The sequence below is a fragment of the Hymenobacter baengnokdamensis genome (assembly GCF_008728635.1).
GTDB lineage: Bacteria > Bacteroidota > Bacteroidia > Cytophagales > Hymenobacteraceae > Hymenobacter > Hymenobacter baengnokdamensis.
Window position 1 is genome coordinate 4,304,788 of sequence record NZ_CP044285.1, and the last position, 18,126, is coordinate 4,322,913.

The 18,126-nt window shown below is 58.3% G+C and carries 18 protein-coding genes; 7 read left to right on the forward strand and 11 right to left on the reverse strand.

What is annotated here, in order from left to right; all coding sequences use genetic code 11:
- Positions 1-30: 30 nt before the first annotated feature.
- Together F6X24_RS18330 and F6X24_RS18335 are read left to right on the forward strand one after the other, a co-directional pair.
- Complete coding sequence (locus F6X24_RS18330; protein WP_151089369.1) at positions 31-570, forward strand: DUF6252 family protein; 540 nt, start codon at positions 31-33, stop codon at positions 568-570.
- Between the two features lie 33 nt (positions 571-603).
- The gene (locus F6X24_RS18335) at positions 604-810 is read left to right on the forward strand and encodes a hypothetical protein (protein ID WP_151089370.1); all 207 of its coding nucleotides are present in this window, start codon (positions 604-606) and stop codon (positions 808-810) included.
- Between the two features lie 548 nt (positions 811-1,358).
- Here F6X24_RS18335 and F6X24_RS18340 read toward each other — a convergent pair.
- The 5 genes from F6X24_RS18340 to F6X24_RS18360 form a co-directional block, all read right to left on the reverse strand.
- Positions 1,359-2,150, reverse strand: a complete 792-nt coding sequence (locus F6X24_RS18340; RefSeq protein WP_151089371.1) for a DUF4292 domain-containing protein — start codon at positions 2,148-2,150, stop codon at positions 1,359-1,361.
- Entirely contained in the window at positions 2,143-3,942 is a 1,800-nt protein-coding gene (locus F6X24_RS18345) for a tetratricopeptide repeat protein (protein ID WP_229725231.1), read from the reverse strand. The genes F6X24_RS18340 and F6X24_RS18345 overlap by 8 nt, the downstream gene beginning before the upstream one ends.
- Before the next feature lie 143 nt (positions 3,943-4,085).
- A complete protein-coding gene (locus F6X24_RS18350; protein WP_151089373.1) occupies positions 4,086-5,096 on the reverse strand; it encodes a sugar nucleotidyltransferase in 1,011 nt (336 codons plus the stop codon).
- A gap of 50 nt (positions 5,097-5,146) precedes the next feature.
- Complete coding sequence (locus F6X24_RS18355) at positions 5,147-5,449, reverse strand: hypothetical protein (RefSeq protein ID WP_151089374.1); 303 nt, start codon at positions 5,447-5,449, stop codon at positions 5,147-5,149.
- Between the two features lie 380 nt (positions 5,450-5,829).
- Entirely contained in the window at positions 5,830-6,807 is a 978-nt protein-coding gene (locus F6X24_RS18360; protein ID WP_151089375.1) for a threonine ammonia-lyase, read from the reverse strand.
- 129 nt (positions 6,808-6,936) lie between these two features.
- Between F6X24_RS18360 and F6X24_RS18365 the strand changes: the two genes are divergently transcribed.
- The gene (locus F6X24_RS18365) at positions 6,937-7,320 is read left to right on the forward strand and encodes a hypothetical protein (RefSeq protein WP_151089376.1); all 384 of its coding nucleotides are present in this window, start codon (positions 6,937-6,939) and stop codon (positions 7,318-7,320) included.
- Between the two features lie 90 nt (positions 7,321-7,410).
- On the opposite strand, the gene dut is transcribed toward F6X24_RS18365, so the two are convergent.
- The 3 genes from dut to F6X24_RS18380 form a co-directional block, all read right to left on the reverse strand.
- Positions 7,411-7,845 carry a dUTP diphosphatase gene (gene dut, locus F6X24_RS18370; protein WP_151089686.1) on the reverse strand — a complete coding sequence of 145 codons (435 nt, stop codon included), beginning with the start codon at positions 7,843-7,845 and terminating at the stop codon, positions 7,411-7,413.
- Between the two features lie 98 nt (positions 7,846-7,943).
- Entirely contained in the window at positions 7,944-9,692 is a 1,749-nt protein-coding gene (locus F6X24_RS18375; RefSeq protein ID WP_151089377.1) for a M3 family oligoendopeptidase, read from the reverse strand.
- A gap of 94 nt (positions 9,693-9,786) precedes the next feature.
- A complete protein-coding gene (locus F6X24_RS18380; RefSeq protein WP_151089378.1) occupies positions 9,787-10,884 on the reverse strand; it encodes a ferredoxin--NADP reductase in 1,098 nt (365 codons plus the stop codon).
- A gap of 110 nt (positions 10,885-10,994) precedes the next feature.
- On the opposite strand from F6X24_RS18380, the gene F6X24_RS18385 reads away from it, so the two are divergent.
- Entirely contained in the window at positions 10,995-11,672 is a 678-nt protein-coding gene (locus tag F6X24_RS18385; RefSeq protein ID WP_151089379.1) for a peptidoglycan DD-metalloendopeptidase family protein, read from the forward strand.
- 100 nt (positions 11,673-11,772) lie between these two features.
- Here F6X24_RS18385 and F6X24_RS18390 read toward each other — a convergent pair whose 3' ends face one another.
- Positions 11,773-12,762 carry a polyprenyl synthetase family protein gene (locus F6X24_RS18390; RefSeq protein WP_151089380.1) on the reverse strand — a complete coding sequence of 330 codons (990 nt, stop codon included), beginning with the start codon at positions 12,760-12,762 and terminating at the stop codon, positions 11,773-11,775.
- 92 nt (positions 12,763-12,854) lie between these two features.
- Between F6X24_RS18390 and F6X24_RS18395 the strand changes: the two genes are divergently transcribed.
- Entirely contained in the window at positions 12,855-13,766 is a 912-nt protein-coding gene (locus tag F6X24_RS18395) for an alpha/beta hydrolase family protein (protein WP_151089381.1), read from the forward strand.
- 115 nt (positions 13,767-13,881) lie between these two features.
- Positions 13,882-14,370, forward strand: coding sequence for a 2-amino-4-hydroxy-6-hydroxymethyldihydropteridine diphosphokinase (folK, locus tag F6X24_RS18400; RefSeq protein ID WP_229725233.1), 489 nt, complete (start codon positions 13,882-13,884; stop codon positions 14,368-14,370).
- Positions 14,371-14,648: 278 nt separating this feature from the next.
- On the opposite strand, the gene F6X24_RS18405 is transcribed toward folK, so the two are convergent.
- Positions 14,649-15,290 carry a leucine-rich repeat domain-containing protein gene (locus F6X24_RS18405; protein ID WP_151089382.1) on the reverse strand — a complete coding sequence of 214 codons (642 nt, stop codon included), beginning with the start codon at positions 15,288-15,290 and terminating at the stop codon, positions 14,649-14,651.
- A gap of 69 nt (positions 15,291-15,359) precedes the next feature.
- Complete coding sequence (locus tag F6X24_RS18410) at positions 15,360-16,469, reverse strand: acyltransferase family protein (RefSeq protein WP_151089383.1); 1,110 nt, start codon at positions 16,467-16,469, stop codon at positions 15,360-15,362.
- Between the two features lie 1,152 nt (positions 16,470-17,621).
- Between F6X24_RS18410 and F6X24_RS18420 the strand changes: the two genes are divergently transcribed.
- Entirely contained in the window at positions 17,622-18,071 is a 450-nt protein-coding gene (locus tag F6X24_RS18420) for a DUF3828 domain-containing protein (protein ID WP_151089384.1), read from the forward strand.
- Positions 18,072-18,126: the final 55 nt, after the last annotated feature.

Consider the following 18,126-nt stretch of genomic DNA (forward strand, 5'->3'; position numbering starts at 1 on the left):
ACGCTGCCTCTCACCACCCGTCATTTTCGCATGATACGTTACCGTCTTCAGCTAAGCCTGCTGGCCGCCCTGCTGGGCCTGAGCCAGTGTAAGAAAAGCAGTCCCGACCCCGAAGACCAGTTGCCGCCCGCTACCCAGACCGGCGCCAACACCTTCGGCTGCCTCGTCAATGGCCAGCCCTGGACCCCACAAGGCTATAATGGCACTTCTAATTATAGTGTCGTGTATGATTCCGGAGTTCAAAATGGACTCCTTGATATACAAAGTTATTGCTATCCTACAGGAATCAATAAGCCTCAGAGCATCGCCGTTATCTCAGGACACATTACGAAAATTGGTACGTATTCTTTAAGCAGTCCTCAAATAGCCACGGCTAACTATACAGATTATAATTCTTCTTGCTACTGGAGCAGCCGAGACAGCGCTACTACTTATCGGCGGGGCACCTTGACCATTACCCGTCTGGATTTGCAGGCCGGCATCATCGCGGGCACGTTCGCTTTTACCCTCTACAAACCCGGCTGCGACAGCGTGCGCGTCACCCAGGGCCGCTTTGATAAAAAGCTCTGATGCTCTCCCTTTTCCTCTTTTCCTTTTCCTGCCATGAAAAAACGCTGTACCTACCTGCTGGCCTGGCTCCTACTGGCCACCCCCGCCCTGGCCCAAACCCCCGACCCCGTACGCCTCAAGCTCGACGCTGTCTTCGCCAACCTCGATAAAAGCCAGGTGCCCACCGGCCGCCTGCTCGAAGCTGCTGTGCCCCTCGGGCCTAATACTGTTGCAGAAGTAAAACTCAATATCGTTGTTTAGTAAAGTTAAACTTTTCTTTTTGTGCATTTCGCAAACCCTTACCCCCTCTTCCTCATGTGCATACCCCCTACCTGCCTGCTGGTTGCCCTGCTGGGCCTAAGCCAGTGTAAGAAAAGTAACCCCGACCCCGTGGACCAGCTGCCGGCTGCCGCCCGCTACCCAGACCGCTGCCGGCACCTTCGGCTGTTTGCTCAATGGCCAGCCCTAGACTCCACAGGGCTATGATGGCCATCCTAACTTCATCACTACCTATGATGCTGGTTATCTAGGCGGAGCATTGCAGATTAAATGCTACCGCTACCCCTCCAATGGCAACCAGCAGGGGTTGACCTTCGGGGCCGCCAATGTTAAGCAGGTTAGTACCTATTTATTTTCTACTACTGGAGTTAATGGCCTAAGCTATTCAGATAATGAAGCTGTTTAGGAAGTCAAAAATCCAATCCTGAACGTCATGCTTCGACAAGCGGACGCCAGATGAGCATGACGTTTTTTTAGTTGCCGGATACTTTCTGAACAGGTTCAGTTAATTTACCACCCGGCGCAATCACTTACTTTTTCACTTTTGCCTGCCGGGCATATCCTTTCGGAATGCTGAACGGGAAGTCCAGGTGCCCCGAGCCAACTTCAATCTTCTGGTAGTTGAGCGTAGCCGAGGTGCTTTCGGTGCCGCCCTGCTGGCCCAGCACGCTGGTGGTGAAGGCAAAGGGCAGGTCGGTACCGGTAGGCTTCTGAAAATCGGCGTAGCCCACGGTGAGGCTGCGCTGCGCGGCCGTTTCGCTTACTTTAAGCTGCTGGAGGCGGCCGGTACTGCCGCTCAGCAGCTGCTCGAGTATCAGCGGGGCCTGGGGATAAGTGATGACTTCATTATCGCCTTCCTTCTTCACCACGGGCAGGGCACCTTTGGGCGCGGGCTGGTAGTCGCCGAGCAGAATAGCCTGCATCTGCTGGTAGCTCACGGGCACGTTCAGCAATTGGCTCAGGTAGGCATAATCGCCGGCGAAGTAGGTTTTTTGCAGGCGGTTGACCACCCGCACCGAGTCGGGGGTGAGCAGGGCGCGCACGCCCTCGATGCCCAGCAGCGAGCCCGAGAGCCAGATGGCCGAATCGCGCCGCATGCGCAGCGTGAAGTTGGCCGACTGGTCGGTATCCTTGTGCTTGAAGTGGATTTTGCCCCGGCCATTCAGGTATTGAAAGCTGGTGTTGGCGGCCTTCACGCCGGCTGGCGTGGCCACGGCAACGGGCGTGGAGGTGCCGGCCGTCAGCGAGCCCGATTTGGTCGATACCGCCCGGTGGCAGCTGGCCAGACCCAATGCGGCCAGCAGAAACAGTGATTTATTCATAGAGCTTTTGTTCTTTCACTTTGCGGTCGAGCAGCGGCGAGGCACCCGCCCCGGCTTTGTGGGCCCGCTGCCAGGCCGCCACGGCCCCGGCGTGGTCGCCGAGCTGCCATAGTACGTCGCCGTAGTGCTCCAGGATGCTGGCATCCTTGGTTGTTTTCAGGGCTTTCTCCAGGCTTTGCTTAGCGCCGGCGTAGTCTTTCTGCTTGTAAAGCACCCAGGCATAAGTGTCGAGGTAGGTATCATTGTCAGGAAACTGCTTTACGGTGCGCCCCGACATTTCCTTGGCCCTGTCGAGCTTTTCGCCCCGCAGGCTCAGAAAATAGCTGTAATTATTGAGCACGCCATAATTGTTGGGGTCGGCCGCGAGCACCGCTTCGTAGGCGGCATCCGACTTGGCGTAATCCTTCAGCTCCTGGTAGGCATCGCCCAGCTGGGCATCAAACTGGCTTTGCTGCTCGGCGTTGCCTACGGCCAGGCGACGGCCGTGCTCCAGCGCCGCTACGGCCTGCTGGGGCTGCTTCTTCAGCAGATGCCCCACGCCGTTGTAAAACCACAGCGGGGCCTGGTTCGGAAACAACTCCAGGGCCGCGTCGCTGTGCACGAGCAGCGAGTCGGTCTGGCTCAGCTCGGCATCGAGCAGCACTACCTGCTGCCAGAGCTGGTATTTCGATTTATCGTATCTCAGGGCCTGCAGGTAGGTGTTGCGGGCCTCGCGCTTGTGGCCGGTCTGCATCTGCACGTCGCCGGCTATGCTGTAGGCCTTGGCCTCGCGCGGGTGGCTGCGCACGGTAGCGGCGGCCAGGTCGAGGGCTAGCGGGGCCACCTTGGGGTCGGGCAATTGCTTGAGGTAGCCTACCAGAATCCGCACGGCCTGGTCGATTTCCAGCGCCGGGCTTTCAAAGGCAAGGCGCAGCTGCTTCTCCACCTCGGCCGGCTGATTTTGCTGGCGGTACGCGTCGGCCAGAATCAGGCGGGCCTGGGGGTTGCCGGGGTCGAGGTGCAGGGCCTGCTCGGCTACCCGGATAGCATCGGGCAGGCGGTTATTAGCCGCGTACATCTCGGCCTGGGCCAGTACGTAGCGCGGCTCGGATGGATTGGCAGCAATCAGGTTTTCCCCTTCCTTCAGCGCCAGCGGCAGGTTGTTCTGGCGCAGGTATATCTGCTGCTTTTTAAAGGCAATCTCGTCGAGGCTGCCAAATTGCGCCTGCGCCTTATCGAGCGTAGCCAGGGCTTCGGGCAGCTTGTTCTGGGCCAGGTAAAGGTCGGCGAGCTGAAACAGGTAGCTGCCCGAGTTGGGCACTTCTTTCACCAGGCTGGCGTAGGTAGCGGTGGCCGCTTCATACTGCTTCTGGCTGGCCTGGGCCTGGGCCAGCAGCAGGTAATAGTACGGGTTTTTGACGTCGAGCTTCACGGCGGCCTCGGCGTAGCCGGTAGCATCGCGTAGGTTGCCGCTCAGCAGGTTAGCTTCGGCCAGCTTGTAGTTGATAGCCGCATTTTCGGGCATCAGGGTATAGGCTTTCAGCAGCCGCTCCAGCGCCTTGGGGTAGTCTTCCAGAATAACGTACTTCACCCCGTCCGTATACAGCGCCTCGCTCAGCTCGCGCTCTTTCGCCGACAGCGGCGGGTGGGCAGCAGCCATTTTAGCTTCTATTTCGAGGCGCTGCGCCAGCTCTTTGCGCTCCTTGCGGCTGAGCTTCACGGGCGCCCGCGCGGCCACCGAGTCGGGCCGGACCGCCGAACCCGGGGTTTGGCTCCGGCTCTGGCTCACGCCGACCAGCGACAAAGCACTCACTATCAACAAACTAGACGCAAACGAACGCATACGCATAAAAACCAAGCCGGAAACCTTTCCGGCGAATGTAAGGGGCCCAACTACGAACGGCGTGGCCCCCGCGGGGGCCACGCCGTTTGGTAACGCCTGCCGCGCCTGAAATATCACACTTGCAGGGCATTAAAATCGCCCACGCTCAGGTCGCTGGGGCGGCCCGTGAGGCTGGCGCTGTTGCCAAGCATTGAGTTGGTCACGTTGGCATGGCGCACGGTGGCCGCGCTCTGCACAATGGAGTTCGACAGGCGAGAGTCTTCTACCACCGCGCCTGCGCTAAGCGAGACGTGCGGGCCAACTACCGAATTGGTAATCACTACGTTCTCGCCCAGATACACCGGCTCAATGAGTACCGAGTTGGTCACTTTGGCCGAGTCGGCCACGAGCTTTTCGCCCCGCTCCTTCAGGTATTCGAGGTAGCGCTGGTTGGTGAAGACGGTCGCATCCTTGTTGCCGCAGTCGAGCCACTCGGTTACCTGGCCGGGCACAAACACAGTGCCCTTGTTCTTCATATTTTCGAGGGCATTGGTGAGCTGATACTCGCCTTTGTCCTTGATGTCGTTATCGAGCAGGTACTGCAGCTCATCGCGCAGGTACTCGCCATCTTGAAAGTAATATATACCAATAATAGCGAGGTCGGACACAAATTCCTGAGGCTTCTCGACAAACTCCGTAATCTGGCCCTGCTCGTTGAGCTTCACCACGCCAAAGGGCCGGGGGTCGGCCACTTTCTGCACCCAGATGGTGCCGGGCACCGAGCTGTCAAGCGTAAAATCAGCCTTGAACAGCGTATCGGCAAAAGCTACCACCAGCGGGCCGCTCAACGAAGGCCGGGCGCACAAAATGGCGTGGGCGGTGCCCAGCGGCTCATCCTGGTAATAAATAGTGCCCTTGGCCCCTACCGACTCGGCAATGGCCACCAGGCTTTTCTCCACGATGGCCCCGAAGCGGCCGATAATGAAGGCGACCTCCTCCACAGGCTCGCCGCACACGCGGGCAATATCTTCCACGAGGCGCTGCACAATGGGCTTACCAGCTATGGGAATAAGGGGCTTTGGTACAGTGAGCGTGTGCGGGCGCATGCGCTTGCCCATGCCGGCCATTGGTACGATAATTTTCATCGGTGCTTGTTACAAGAAAGAATAGTGAGTGGAAGACAACGTATTAGCCGCTAGGCTGCTTGCTGTATGGCAGTAGCTTCGCTACTACTGGCTGGGCTAGCCCTGTCAGGCAATACAAACCCGACGAGCGCGCCCAGACTATTGGCACGGCTAATAAACTCAGCTGCGGCCTTGTCTGGTACGCTTAAGGTAATGGGGCTAGCAGTTTGTAGTGTATTTTCTGGGCTTTCGAGCAAGCGGTCAGTATTATTCTTGGCCTCTTTCAGCGACAAGTGCAGCAGCTCTTGTTGCAGTCTGGTCAATGCTACTTTTCGCAAGCCACTCCGCCAGCCAGCTAAAATGATAGTTACCATACTACTTAAAGGTCAGGGACATGAATAATAACCGGACTAGGCACTACTCCTTTGTAGCGGCCGGTAGTGCGGCGGCCGCCTTCGATGCGCAATTTGGTCGCCCCAAAGTAACGGCCTAACTGGTAAGCTGTCTGCCATAACGTAGCCCGTCCTACTTGGTTAACCGCACTACCCTGCAAGTGCAGCTTAGTGAGGTGAAGTACCTGTCCTTACTTGGGCAAAAGTAGTTATACCCTCAAGTAAATGGCCCGCTACCAAGAAAGAAAACAACAGGATTCCATCCTCAAGTAGCAACTCCTTCTCGAGCAATTCGACTCCTGCTTTTCGTTCTTCCATCCCTTGACAGGTATGTTAAATCAGGCTTAATTACGTAGCCAGGGCTACCTACCGCCCAGCAGCTCAATCAGCGTGGCCGGGTCGGCGTTGCCGCCGCTTAGCACCAACACGGTATGCTGGCTGGGCGGCAGGCTGGCGCGGTGGCGCAGCAGGGCCGCCAGGGGCAGCGCGGCGGTGGGCTCCACTACCAGCCGGGCTTCGAGCAGCAGGCGGCGGGCGGCGGCCCGCAGCTCGGCTTCGGTCACGGTCACGATATCGTCGGCATACTGCCGGAGGTGGGCAAAAGTTAATTCGCTCACGGCCAGGGTGCGAACCCCATCGGCCAGCGTGCGGTTGGTATCGGCGGCGGGCCACTCCACTACTTTGCCGGCCCGCATCGAAGCCTGAGCATCGGCGGCCAGCTCGGGCTCCACACCAATTACCTTAATGCTGGGCTTCAAGAGCTTGAGCACCGCGGCCATCCCCCCCAGCAGGCCGCCCCCGCCCACCGGGGCCAGCACCAGCTCCACGGCTGGCAGGTCCTGAAAAATTTCCAGCCCTACCGTAGCTTGCCCGGCAATGACGTAGGCGTCGTCGAAGGGAGGCACCAGCACCGGGGGCTCGGCCGCGCCGGCCAGCAGCCGGGCGGCCACGGCCTCGCGCTTTTCGTGGGCGGGGTCGTACAGCACTACTTCCGCCCCCAGGGCGCGGGTAGCGGCTACTTTAACCTGTGGCGCATTGGTAGGCATGATAATCGTGGCCCGCAAGCCCAGCTGCCGCGCCGCGTAGGCCACTCCCTGGGCATGGTTGCCGCTGCTGTATGCCAGCACGCCCCGTGCCCGCTCCGCCTGCGTGAGAGCCATGATGCGATTGCCCGCCCCCCGAATCTTAAAAGAGCCAATGGGCTGCAGGCTTTCGGGCTTGAGGTAAACCTGCTCGGCGCCCAGCTCGGGCAGGGCCATCGGTAATAAGGGCGTGTGCCGCGCCAGCCCTTGCAGGCGTAGCTGCGCCTGCCGGGCATCGGCCAGGGTAATGAGTTGCATAAGAAAACGAAATCAGCGTGGGAGCGCAAAGGTGGTGCGGCGGCGCCCAATGCCCCAAGCAGCGGGCGCTGGCCGAATAACTGCCCAACGCGCTTCTGCGTTAGGGCAATGGGCCCTTACTTTTGCGCTATGAACTTCATCTCCGAAATCGAATCCAGCATTCAGGTGCTGTTTGCCACTATCAACAACGGCTTTGAGCAAGATGCCAGCACTGGTCAGCAGCAGGTAAGCCACTGGTACCAAATGCTGAGCAGCAGCGACAACCCGGCCGTGCGCCTCGTGGTGCAGGAGCTGGATACGCTCAATGGCCATATGCAGCGCAACGACGTTGCCGCGATGGGCGCTTCCTTTCAAAAGCTGGCCGACCTCACGGCCAAGGCTGCCCTGCCCATTCACAGCTTTGAGGGCATGGGCGACAAAATTCGGGAGCTCAGCCAGAAGCTTAATGCCGCCGGCGGCAACCTGCAGATTATTGCCCGGCAGCGCGCGGCCGGCACTGCTCCCGCTCGCTAAGGAAGTAATCTGCGTAAGGAGCGCACGGGGAGTACTGTCGTTCTGCTAGTTGAGCGACAGTATTCCCCGTGCGCTCCTTACGCAAACAGCTTACTTGCCGGTACTGCCGTAGCCCCCCGCGCCGCGGGCGGTCTGGCTCAGGCTTTCGGTAGGCTGCCACGCTATTGTTTCGTGGCGGGCCACTACCAGCTGGGCAATGCGCTCGCCATCGTGCACGGCAAAAGGCTCGTTGGACAAGTTTACCAACAGCACTTTTATCTCGCCCCGGTAGTCGGCGTCGATGGTGCCGGGGCTGTTGACAATGCCGATACCGTGCTTGTAGGCCAGGCCGCTGCGCGGCCGCACCTGCGCCTCGTAGCCGACGGGCAGCGCCAGGCTTAGGCCGGTCGGCACCAGTGCCCGCTCCAGCGGGCCCAGCGTGAGGGAGCCACCTGGCAGGTCGGCGCGCAGGTCGAGGCCGGCGGCGTGCGCCGTTTGGTATTCCGGCAGCGGATGCCGGGAAGAGTTGATGACGGGAATGAGCAGCATGTACTCGTAAACTGTTTCTTTTCTAAGAAAAAAGACCGTCATGCTTCGCGGGGGCTCGGCACGACGGTCGTATGATACTGAATTATTTACCCAATTTATAAGGCTGCCATTTCCTCACGCACGAAATCAGCCAGCTGGCGCAGGTAGCTGGTGCTGAAATCGAAGCGAATGCCGGCGGCGGCATATACCTCGCCAATGGGCACGGTGTAGCCCAGGGCCAGAGCCCGCTGGTAGCCGGCCAGCGCGGCAGCAGGGTCTTGCCGGAAATTGCGCCACATAGCAATAGCTCCGAGTTGGGCCATTGCATATTCTATATAGTAAAAAGGCACTTCATAGAGGTGCAGCTGCTTCTGCCACAGATAGGGCCGAAAATGTTCCAGGCCGCTCCAGCTCACGGTGCGCTGGTTGAAATTCTGGAAAATCTCGGTCCAGCGCTGGTGGCGCTGCGCCTCGGTATGCGTCGGGTTTTCGTACACCCAATGCTGAAACTTGTCGATAGTAGCTACCCACGGAAAGGTTTCGAGCACACTTTCGAGATGGGTTTTCTTGGCCCGGCGCAGCTCGGCGGGGTCCTGAAAAAACACGTCCCAGTGGTCCATGCTCATCAGCTCCATGCTCATAGAGGCCAGCTCAGCTACTTCACTCGGCGGGTGCTTATCGGCGGAGAGCGGCAGGCGGCGCGTCAGAAATGAATGCACGGCGTGCCCGCCTTCGTGCAGCATCGTCACCACGTCGCGCAGCGACGAAGTAGCGTTCATAAAGATGAACGGCACGCCGGTTTCGTCGAGCGGGTAGTTGTAGCCGCCGGGCGCTTTACCCTTGCGGCTTTCGAGGTCGAGGTGGCCCATCTGGCGCATGGTGCGCAGGCAATCGCCCAGAAAAGGGTCGAGCCGCTGAAAAACCGTGATGGTCTTGTCCAGCAGCTCGGCCCCGGTCTGGAAGGGGTGCAGCGGCGGCTTGCCGCTGGGGTCCACGTCGAGATCCCAGGGGCGCAGGGCTGGGAGCTTAAGCTCCTGCCGCCGCGCCTCGTCAAACTCGTTGATGAGCGGCACTACCGTAGCCCCGATGGCCGAGTGGAAGTCAAAGCAATCCTCCGCCGTGTAGTCGAAGCGCCCCAGAGCCGCAAACATATAGTCGCGGAAGTTGCTGAAGCCGGCGTTGAGCGCCACCTGGTGCCGCAAGGTCACCAGCTCGGTAAAGAGCTGGTCAAGCGGCTTGCTATCCTGCATACGGCGGGCCTGAATGGCGCGCCAGGCCTGCTCGCGCACCGGGCGGCTGAGGCTTTTGAGGCGGTCGGCGGCGCGGGGCAGGGTTAGCTCCTCGCCGTCGAGGGTTACGGTCATGGCCCCTACCGTGGCGGCGTACTGCTGCTGCTTGGTCGAAATCTCGGTTTTAAGAACAATATTATCTTCTCTGTATATTTCCGACGCCCGGCGCACCGAGCGCAGAAATACTCCGTAGCGAGCTTGGTCGAGCTCGGGCAGATAAGGACTGGCGAGCAGCTTTTCATTGAGCGCGTGGTCGTACGGGGCAGTCTGGGGCTCGACTTCCTGCACAAAAAACTGAAAGGCCTCAGCGCTGGCTTCGTCCTGGGTGTCGCAGGTCATGCGGATGTAGCGCCAGGCCAGGTCCTCGCTCAGCACCGACTCCAGCTCGGAGCGGTCGAGCAGCCAGCGCTCCAGAGCGGCGGCATCAGCTAGGGCACGGTGCTGCAGCTCCTGAAAAAACGGCTCCAGCGCAGCCCAGTCAGTTACGCGAAAATCTTCGGGCAAGTAATGGCGCGGGGGGCGGGCAGTATCAGTGGCCAGCGAAGTAGCCGGGGTATCAAGCTCAGAAAACACCATAGAACACAAGTTACGCAAATAATTACCAGTCGTCCGAATATGTTTTACCCTTTGCCCAATAAGCTAATGCGTAGCATATGGTACTTGCTGACTATCAGCCAATTTCGATTACCACATCGGCTGTTAACGGATGAGCTACGCAGGTGAGAACATAGCCTTTAGCTAGCTCGGAGTCGGAGAGGCCTTCGCGCTCGTCGAGATGCACCTTGCCGCTGAGGCACTTGCCCCGGCAGGCCGTGCATACGCCGGCCTGGCACGAGTACGGCAGGTCGATATCCTGGTCGAGGGCCGCATCCAGAATAGTCTGCCTGGCGGGCACCTCAAACACGTAGTCGCTGCCCTCGTACTGCACCGTTACGGTGCGGCTCACCACCTGGCCGTCGTTGGTGCCGGCGAGGGAGTCGCCGTGCGCATCGCCGGTTTCGGCCGCGTCGGCAGCGGCCAGAAAGCTCTCGCGGCGCACGCGGCTGGTCGGCACGCCCAGCAGCTCCAGGGCAGCCTGGGCTTCGGTCATCAGGCCTTCGGGGCCGCAGATGTAGTACTCGGCCTGCGGAGCCGGAAACTGGTGCCGCTGCTCCAGCACCCGCAAAATAGTGGTGCGGTTGAGGCGGCCGGTGTGCTGGTGCGCGGCGGGCGGCCCCAGCGGCTGGCTGTACACGTGCTCGACTTGCAGCCGGCCCCGGCTGCTGGCCTCAAGCTCAGCGAGCTGCTTTTTAAAGATAACCGTTTCCTCGTTGCGGTTGCCATAAATTAGCAGCACGTGGCTCTGCGGCTCTGTGGCCAGAATGGCTTTGAGCATGCTCATCAGCGGCGTAATGCCTGAGCCGGCCCCGATGAGCACCAGCGAGCGGGCGGCTTTAGGACTGGGCTGCACCACGAAGCTGCCGAGGGGCGGCATTACCTCGTACTGCTGGCCTACTTTCACATTATCAAGCAGGAAGTTGCTTACCAGGCCGCCCACTACCCGCTTCACCGTGACGGACAGGCGCGGGGCTTCGGCCGGGGTGCTACTGAGCGAGTAGGCGCGGCGCTCGGGCCGGCTGCCGGCCGGGCCGCAGGGCACGAGCAGCGTCAGGAACTGGCCGGGCTTGCTGGGTACGGCCTGGCCATCGGGCCGCTGCAAATGAATGGTAACGGTATCAGGGGTTTCCTGGGTGAGGGCGACGACGGTGAGCGTCAGGTACGACGACATGGGCTAAAGCTGGATAAGGCCGCAAATTTACGATAACCTCAGCCGGTGACGGAGTGGTTATCATTTTTCAAGGCTACATGTGTTTAACTAACCAGCGCTAGTTTCGTTGCATGATGCCCGACTTTACCCAGCTGCTGGCCCGCCACCGCGCAGCGTTTGCGCCGCTGTTTCCGTTTTCGCTGCGCGGCCCTCAGGTAGCGCTGCTCGATTTTACGGCGGCCAACCCGCTCCTCTCCCACCCCGAGCGCCTGCGCGACACCACAGTCTTTGACGAGCTGGTGCGCGAGATGCTGGCCGAGCAGCACGCCACCGTGGGCATCGGCGGCTACCTCGAAAACCGGGTTATCTACCGTCGCAGCCCGCACTTCGACGCTGCTACCGAGCCGCGCTCGCTGCACCTAGGCATTGATGTGTGGGTGCCGGCCGGCACGCCCGTGGCCGCGCCGCTGCCCGCCGTGGTGCACAGCCTGGCCGACAACAACAACTTCGGCGATTATGGCCCGACTATCATTTTGCAGCACGAGCTGGAAGGCATCGCGTTTTTCAGCCTCTACGGCCACCTCACGCGCACCGATTTGGCCGGGCTGCGCACCGGGCAGGCACTAGCGGCCGGCGCAGTGTTTTGCCACGTGGGCCCGCACCCCGAAAACGGCGACTGGCCGCCGCACCTGCACTTTCAGCTGATGCGCGACATGCAGGGCCGCTGGGGTGACTTTCCGGGCGTGGCCCCGCCCAGCGAGCAGGAATACTGGGCCGCACTGTGCCCCGACCCCAACGTTTTTATTTAACAAGTCTGAGACGTTCGAATGGCGCCTATCGCGCAACCAGAGCAGTTCTGCCAGCCGTACACTGACTGCGAAACCGCTGCAAAACGACTGTTAAATTAAATCACTTCTCCCGCTCTATCGTGTAGTTAATCAGCGTTTCGAGCGAGTTACGGGCTTCTGATTCCGGGAACTCGCGCAGGATGGCCAGCGCCTCATCGCGGTAGCGCTCCATGGTGCGGATGGCGTAATCCAGGCCGCCCGACTGCTTCACGAAGTCGATTACCTGCTGCACGCGGTCGCGGTGGCCGGCGTTGTTTTTCACGTTGTAGATAACGCGGCGCTTGTCGAGCCAGCTGGCCTGCTGCAAGGCGTAGATGAGCGGCAGCGTCATCTTTTTCTCCTTGATGTCGATGCCCACCGGCTTGCCGATTTCGGCCGTGCCGTAGTCAAACAGGTCGTCCTTTATCTGGAAGGCCATGCCCACTTTCTCGCCAAAGAGCCGGGCTTTTTCGATGGTGGCCTTGTCGGCGCCGGCCGCCGCCGCGCCCACGGCCGTGCAGGAGGCGATGAGCGAGGCCGTTTTCTGGCGGATGATGTCGAAATATACCTCTTCTGTAATATCCAGCCGGCGGGCTTTTTCAATTTGCAGCAGCTCGCCCTCGCTCAGCTCGCGCACGGCGTTGCTCACAATCTTGAGCAGGTCGAAGTCGTCGTTTTCGAGCGAGAGCAGCAGGCCCCTACTCAGCAGGTAATCGCCCACGAGCACGGCTATCTTGTTCTTCCACAGGGCATTGATGGAGAAGAAGCCGCGCCGGTAGTTGCTCTCGTCCACTACGTCGTCGTGCACCAGCGTGGCCGTGTGCAGCAGCTCGATGAGCGCCGCGCCCCGAAACACGGCCTCGGGCAGCGGGCCGGCCGGGTTGGCGCTGCTGGCGCGGGCCGTCAGAAACACGAACATGGGCCGCACCTGCTTGCCTTTGCGGCGCACGATGTAGCCCATAATCTTATCGAGCAGCAGCACCCTGGTTTGCATCGACTGCCGGAATTTTACTTCAAACTCGGCCATTTCGGCCGCGATAGGAGCTTGAATTCGGTCGAGCGGATTTGCCATGCGGGCGCAATGATACGGCCAGTAGCGCGGACTTTACCGTCTGCCGGCCCCTTCGCAAACGCGGACTACCGAGTCGGCACTACCTTAGCCGCATGCTCCGTACTGTCGAGTTCCTGCTCACCGGCCGCGCCCACGGCCGCCCGTTTGCCGCCGATGCCACCTGGCAGCCCACCGGCCACCCCCAGCCAGTAGTAGTGTTCGTGCACGGTTTCAAGGGGTTTAAGGATTGGGGGCACTTCGGCCTGCTGGCCCGCTTCTTCGCTGAAAAAGGCTTCGTCTTCGTCAAGCTCAACCTCTCGCACAACGGCGTGGTAGTGGGCGGCACCGGCGATTTGGAAGACCTGGAGGCGTTCGGCCGCAATAATTTCAGCCTGGAGCTCGACGACCTGGGCCAGCTGCTCGATGCGCTGCACACGCCCGGCGCCACGCCCCTACCCGCCGAGTCCCTCAACCTAAGCCGGCTTTTCCTGGTGGGCCACAGCCGGGGCGGCGCCCTGGTGCTGCTCAAAGCGGCCGAAGACCCGCGCGTGGCGGCCGTGGCTACCTGGGCGGCCGTGGCCGACCTGCACCCCCGCTGGCCCGCCGAAGTACTGGCCCAATGGCAGCGCGACGGCGTGCTCTACGTGCCCAACACCCGCACCGGCCAGCAGCTACCCATGTACTACCAGATTGCCGAGGATTTTTATAAAAACCGCGCCCGCCTCGACCTGCCGGCGCTCATGCCGGGCCTGCGCCAGCCAGTGCTGCTCATCCACGGCGACCAGGACGAAACCGTGCCCCTGGCGGCCGTGCACCAGCTACACGCCGCCCAGCCCCGCGCCGAGGTATTCGTGGTGCCCGGCGCCGGGCACATGTTCGGCGGGGCGCACCCCTGGGCGGGCCCGGAGCTTCCCGCCCCAGCCCGGCTTATTGCGGAGCAAACGGCAAGGTTTTTTGAATTGAAAATTAAAAGTGACGAATTAAAAACTGGGGATGTACCGCCGGAGCATGCCGAAGCTGCTTAGGAAGTTGTCGAAAATAAAAAAGAACGTCATGCTGAGCTTGTCGAAGCATAACGTTCTCGCACATCCCAAACAGCCTCTCTACCAAAACAACCTGGTTTTTAACTCATCCTTTTACTTGCCAACGCTAGCCTATCTGCTGCTGGGCAGCAACCTCGGCGACCGGGCCGCCCGCCTGGCGCAGGCCCGCCACGACCTGGCGGCCACCGCGGGCCGCCTCGTGGCCGCCTCGGCGCTCTACGAAACGGCCGCCTGGGGCCTGACCGACCAGCCGGCCTTTCTCAACCAGGTGCTGGCCATCGAAACCGACCTGGCGGCCCCTACCCTGCTGGCCGCCTGCCTCGCCGCCGAGCAGCAGCAGGGCCGCGAGCGGCAGGTACGCTGGGCCGCCCGCACCCTGGACGTGGATATTCTGCTCTTCGGGCAGGAAATACTGGCAACGCCGACCCTCACCGTGCCGCACCCGGCGCTGCCGGCCCGCCGCTTTGCCCTGGTGCCCCTGGCCGAGCTGGCCCCGCAGCTCCGGCACCCGCAGCTGCACCAAACCATCAGCGAGTTGCTTTCCGCGTGTACTGACCCGTTGCCCGTACAACGAATTACTGCATAGGCGCTTATTCCACCTTAGCAGCTGCTGCACCAACGGCTGCGCGAGGAAATCCACCGCTTGGCGGGCTTGGGCCGTGGGAGTTGCGTGGGGCGCATGTGGCGCGCCAAAGGCCGACTTTCTTGCTGCCCTTTACGATAGACTGTTAGCACGAATCTTCACGATTTGTGCAAGGCGGCGGGAGGATGTGAAAATGAGTAATGAGCATTAGAGTAAGTTAAGATTTACTCTAGCAGCATAATAATCAATATGCCGTTGACAAATCATAACAACCCTATTTTTTAATTACAATCAGTATCGATAATTGACCAAATTCTTACGTGTGGCAATGCTTTCTTTAATCTGCACAATTCATCTACTGTATAACCAAAAATCGGTCCGCCTAAGCCGAGTGATTTAATATTCGGCGGCAAATTCTCTAAAGGGAAGTAAGTTATTTTGGTATCTGCCAATGACAAATATTTCACTTTATCTAATAAGCTTAACTCTTTAGGAATAGAATCCAATTCACAGTTTTCAACTCTTAGCTCTTTCAGATTACGTAAACGCCCGATAAATCTTGGTATTTCAGTTAGCTCACAACCTCTAATACTTAGGTACTCTAGCTCAACTAAATTTTGTATCCAGGTTGGAAACTCTTTAAATGGCACATTTAAGATGCTTAATTTCTTAAGCTTCTTAAGCTCCCCTATCTGGCTCGGCAGAAATGACGGATGATTTAAACCCGTTTGTATATTTAATTCTTTTAAGTTTTTAAATCTGATAAAATCGTCTGCATAGCTATTAGTATCTCCCTCCCAAAATTGAACAGATAAGCGCTGTACCTTTTGAGGTTTATGTAATACCAAATTAATATCAGTATAATTTGTTGCAAAATACAAGGATACCTTTTCGAAAAAAGACATTTCGCTTTTAATCTTCATAGTTACAGAAAGCTTGCTGGTTCTTATCTGATTACAGAAGATATTTTGCCCTCCGACTGAGCCCCCCATTCACCAACACCTTTTTTTCAACCACTCCCGCACCGGCTCATCGTAAAATTTCAAGCAACCATAAGCCAGAATCACGGCGGCCACAAACACCAGCGCCGCCACGGGCCAGCCGGTGCGCAAGGGAATTTTGTGCGCCGCGACCCAGGCCGTGTAGGTGTAGATGAGCGGATAGTGCGTGATGTAAATCGGGTACGAAATATCGCCCAGGAAGCGGCACAGCCGCTTGGCCGGGGCCGAGCGCACCGCCCCGCTGGCTCCCAGGAAGATAATACCGGGGAAAACGAGCAGGATACTGAGCGCATCGTAGAGCCCATTTTGCCACGGGTGCGCGGGGCTGCCGATGCGGGGCATGGCCAGCACTCCTACCACCAGGAGGCTGCTCCACCCAAAGGCATTGGCAATGCGACGCAGCCGGGCCAGCCGAAACAGCAGCAGCCCCGCAAAAAACGGGTACAGCAGGCGGGCGAAGCCGATGTGCAGCTGCTCCGGCTCCAGCGACCAGCCGCCCACAACGTCGCCCTGGGGGGTGGTGAGCGCCAGGTGCAGCAGCAGTCCCGCCGCCAGCGCCACCAGCCCGGCCAGGGCCGCGTTAGAGAAGCGGCGCACGAGCGTGGCGTACAAGACGTTGGCTATATACTCAAATAACAGCGACCAGCCCGGCCCGTTGAGCGGATAGGTTTCGTGCCAGCCCCGAATGTCGAGGGCGGGCGGCACCGGCACCAGCAAGCAGCCCAGCAGCAGCACGAGTAGCACCAGCCACCCCGGCGTCGGGCCGATGGCGGGCCACAGGCTGCCCGCCTGGAAATAATAAAACCCTGCCCCGATTACCATCCCCATTACTACCATCGGCTGCAGGCGCACCAGCCGCCGCTTGAAGAAGCCGCCCACCCGGAGGCGGCCCCACCGGTCGTCGTAGGCGTAGCCAATCACGAAGCCCGACAGCAGAAAGAAGAAATCCACCGCCAGGTAGCCGTGGTTGATAAGCTGGTCGAGGTGACTGGTGGCGTGGGCCTCGCACAGGTGAAAGGCCACGACCACCAGGGCCGCCACGCCCCGCAGGCCGTCGAGGATGGGGTAATGGGGCTTGGTTGATAGCGAGACAGCCTGCATAGGGAGCTAAATATAGCTTGCCCTTGCAAAGCACCGCGAGTCAGTCGTGCAAATGCCGGGTTGGTGCACGAAGTGTAGCGACGCGACCCTTCGCGTCGCTACACCTAGAGCGAATTCTGGGTCAGCATACGGGTTCTGTTCTTGCGTTCGCCTCACCCCCGGCCCCCTCTCCGAAAAGGAGAGGGGGAGCCATTATGGCAAAAAACGTACACTGACCCAGAATCCGCTTTAACTTCAACGACCCGGCTGGCGATGAACCGAATCCCTTGCCGAAGACGTACGCTGAAGCCGTAGACCAAATGTATGGCGCGGGCTGGTATGAACAGAATGGGCGGGGAGGTACCAATGCCGATTTCTATGGTACCAGTGCCTTTGGGCCGGCAATGGGTACTTACAACCCCGGCACCTCAATCGGGCCAAACTGGGCGGATGCAGAAAAGTATCAAGAAGCCAAAGCCATGGGCCTTAATCCGTCCTATGATGCCCGAGGCACGTTGCAAGTGCAGCCCTTATTTGTCTTACGTATTTATAACGGCTGGGGGCTCAGCGGTATCATCTGGTATCCCCGAGACTTCCATCTATCCCCCCTCAACCCACTAGGTATGGATGCATCCCCTTGGGGGGGCAAGCGGATGATGGGACTTATTCCCAACAGCGTTCGGGGTTTGATATACTAGCTGCCGTAAAAGAATTGAATCAAAATGCAGATATATTAACTGCAAAATTGGTTGCGTCGGGTGAAAAGCCATACGGTATAGGAAGGTGTGCAGCATATGTTCGACAAGCTCTCAAAGTGGGAGGAATTGACACTAATTCTCATCCTCGTTCGGCAAAAAATTATGGTCCTTATTTACTAGGGTGGGGATTTCATGTGGTAACTTCCAATACCGAATCCAGTGGCTACTCACCTATGCGTGGAGATATTGCGGTGTTTAAGGGGTTCGGTACTGACCCTAATGGTACGTGGAACGGGCATATCCAAATGTACAACGGTAACCAATGGGTGTCTGATTTTAAGCAAAACCTTATTACACCAGGGCCTAGCTACCGCACGCCGCCTGATCCTTACATTATTTACCGTTGGTAAAAAGACTAAAAAACAACATTTTTTGTTATGTTTACATTTAATCCTGAATTAACGATACGATTCACATGAAAGCTAAGTTTCTCATTGTCTTGATAATAGTTGGCTTTATATTTCAAGCCAATTATAGCCTTGTTCAGGCACAGAGCACCGTTTATGATAAGCAGATACTCACTATGTTAAAAGAATTTTATACAGCTTATATAACAGAATCATCAAAATCGCCTGCCATTAACAACTTAGATAAGATTTTTGCTCTTCAGAAAAAATCTTGTACTGTTGGTCTTTCGAATAAAATAAACGCTCAATTGAAGAGCGGGCAATTAGAAGCTGACCCTTTTTTGCAAGCTCAAGATATTGATATTTCGTGGCTTAAGACTTTGTCTTTTATGAAAGATTTAAGGAGACAAAATGGGTATATTGTCTCTTATTTTGATTCTGAAGCGAATGAAAAGGTTGTCATACATCTGACTGTAATTAGGCAAGATGGAAAGTTTAAAATATCGGATTATAAATAGTCTTAATACTAAATACATTTATTCAATTATATTTTTTATGCAATATATGCATGTA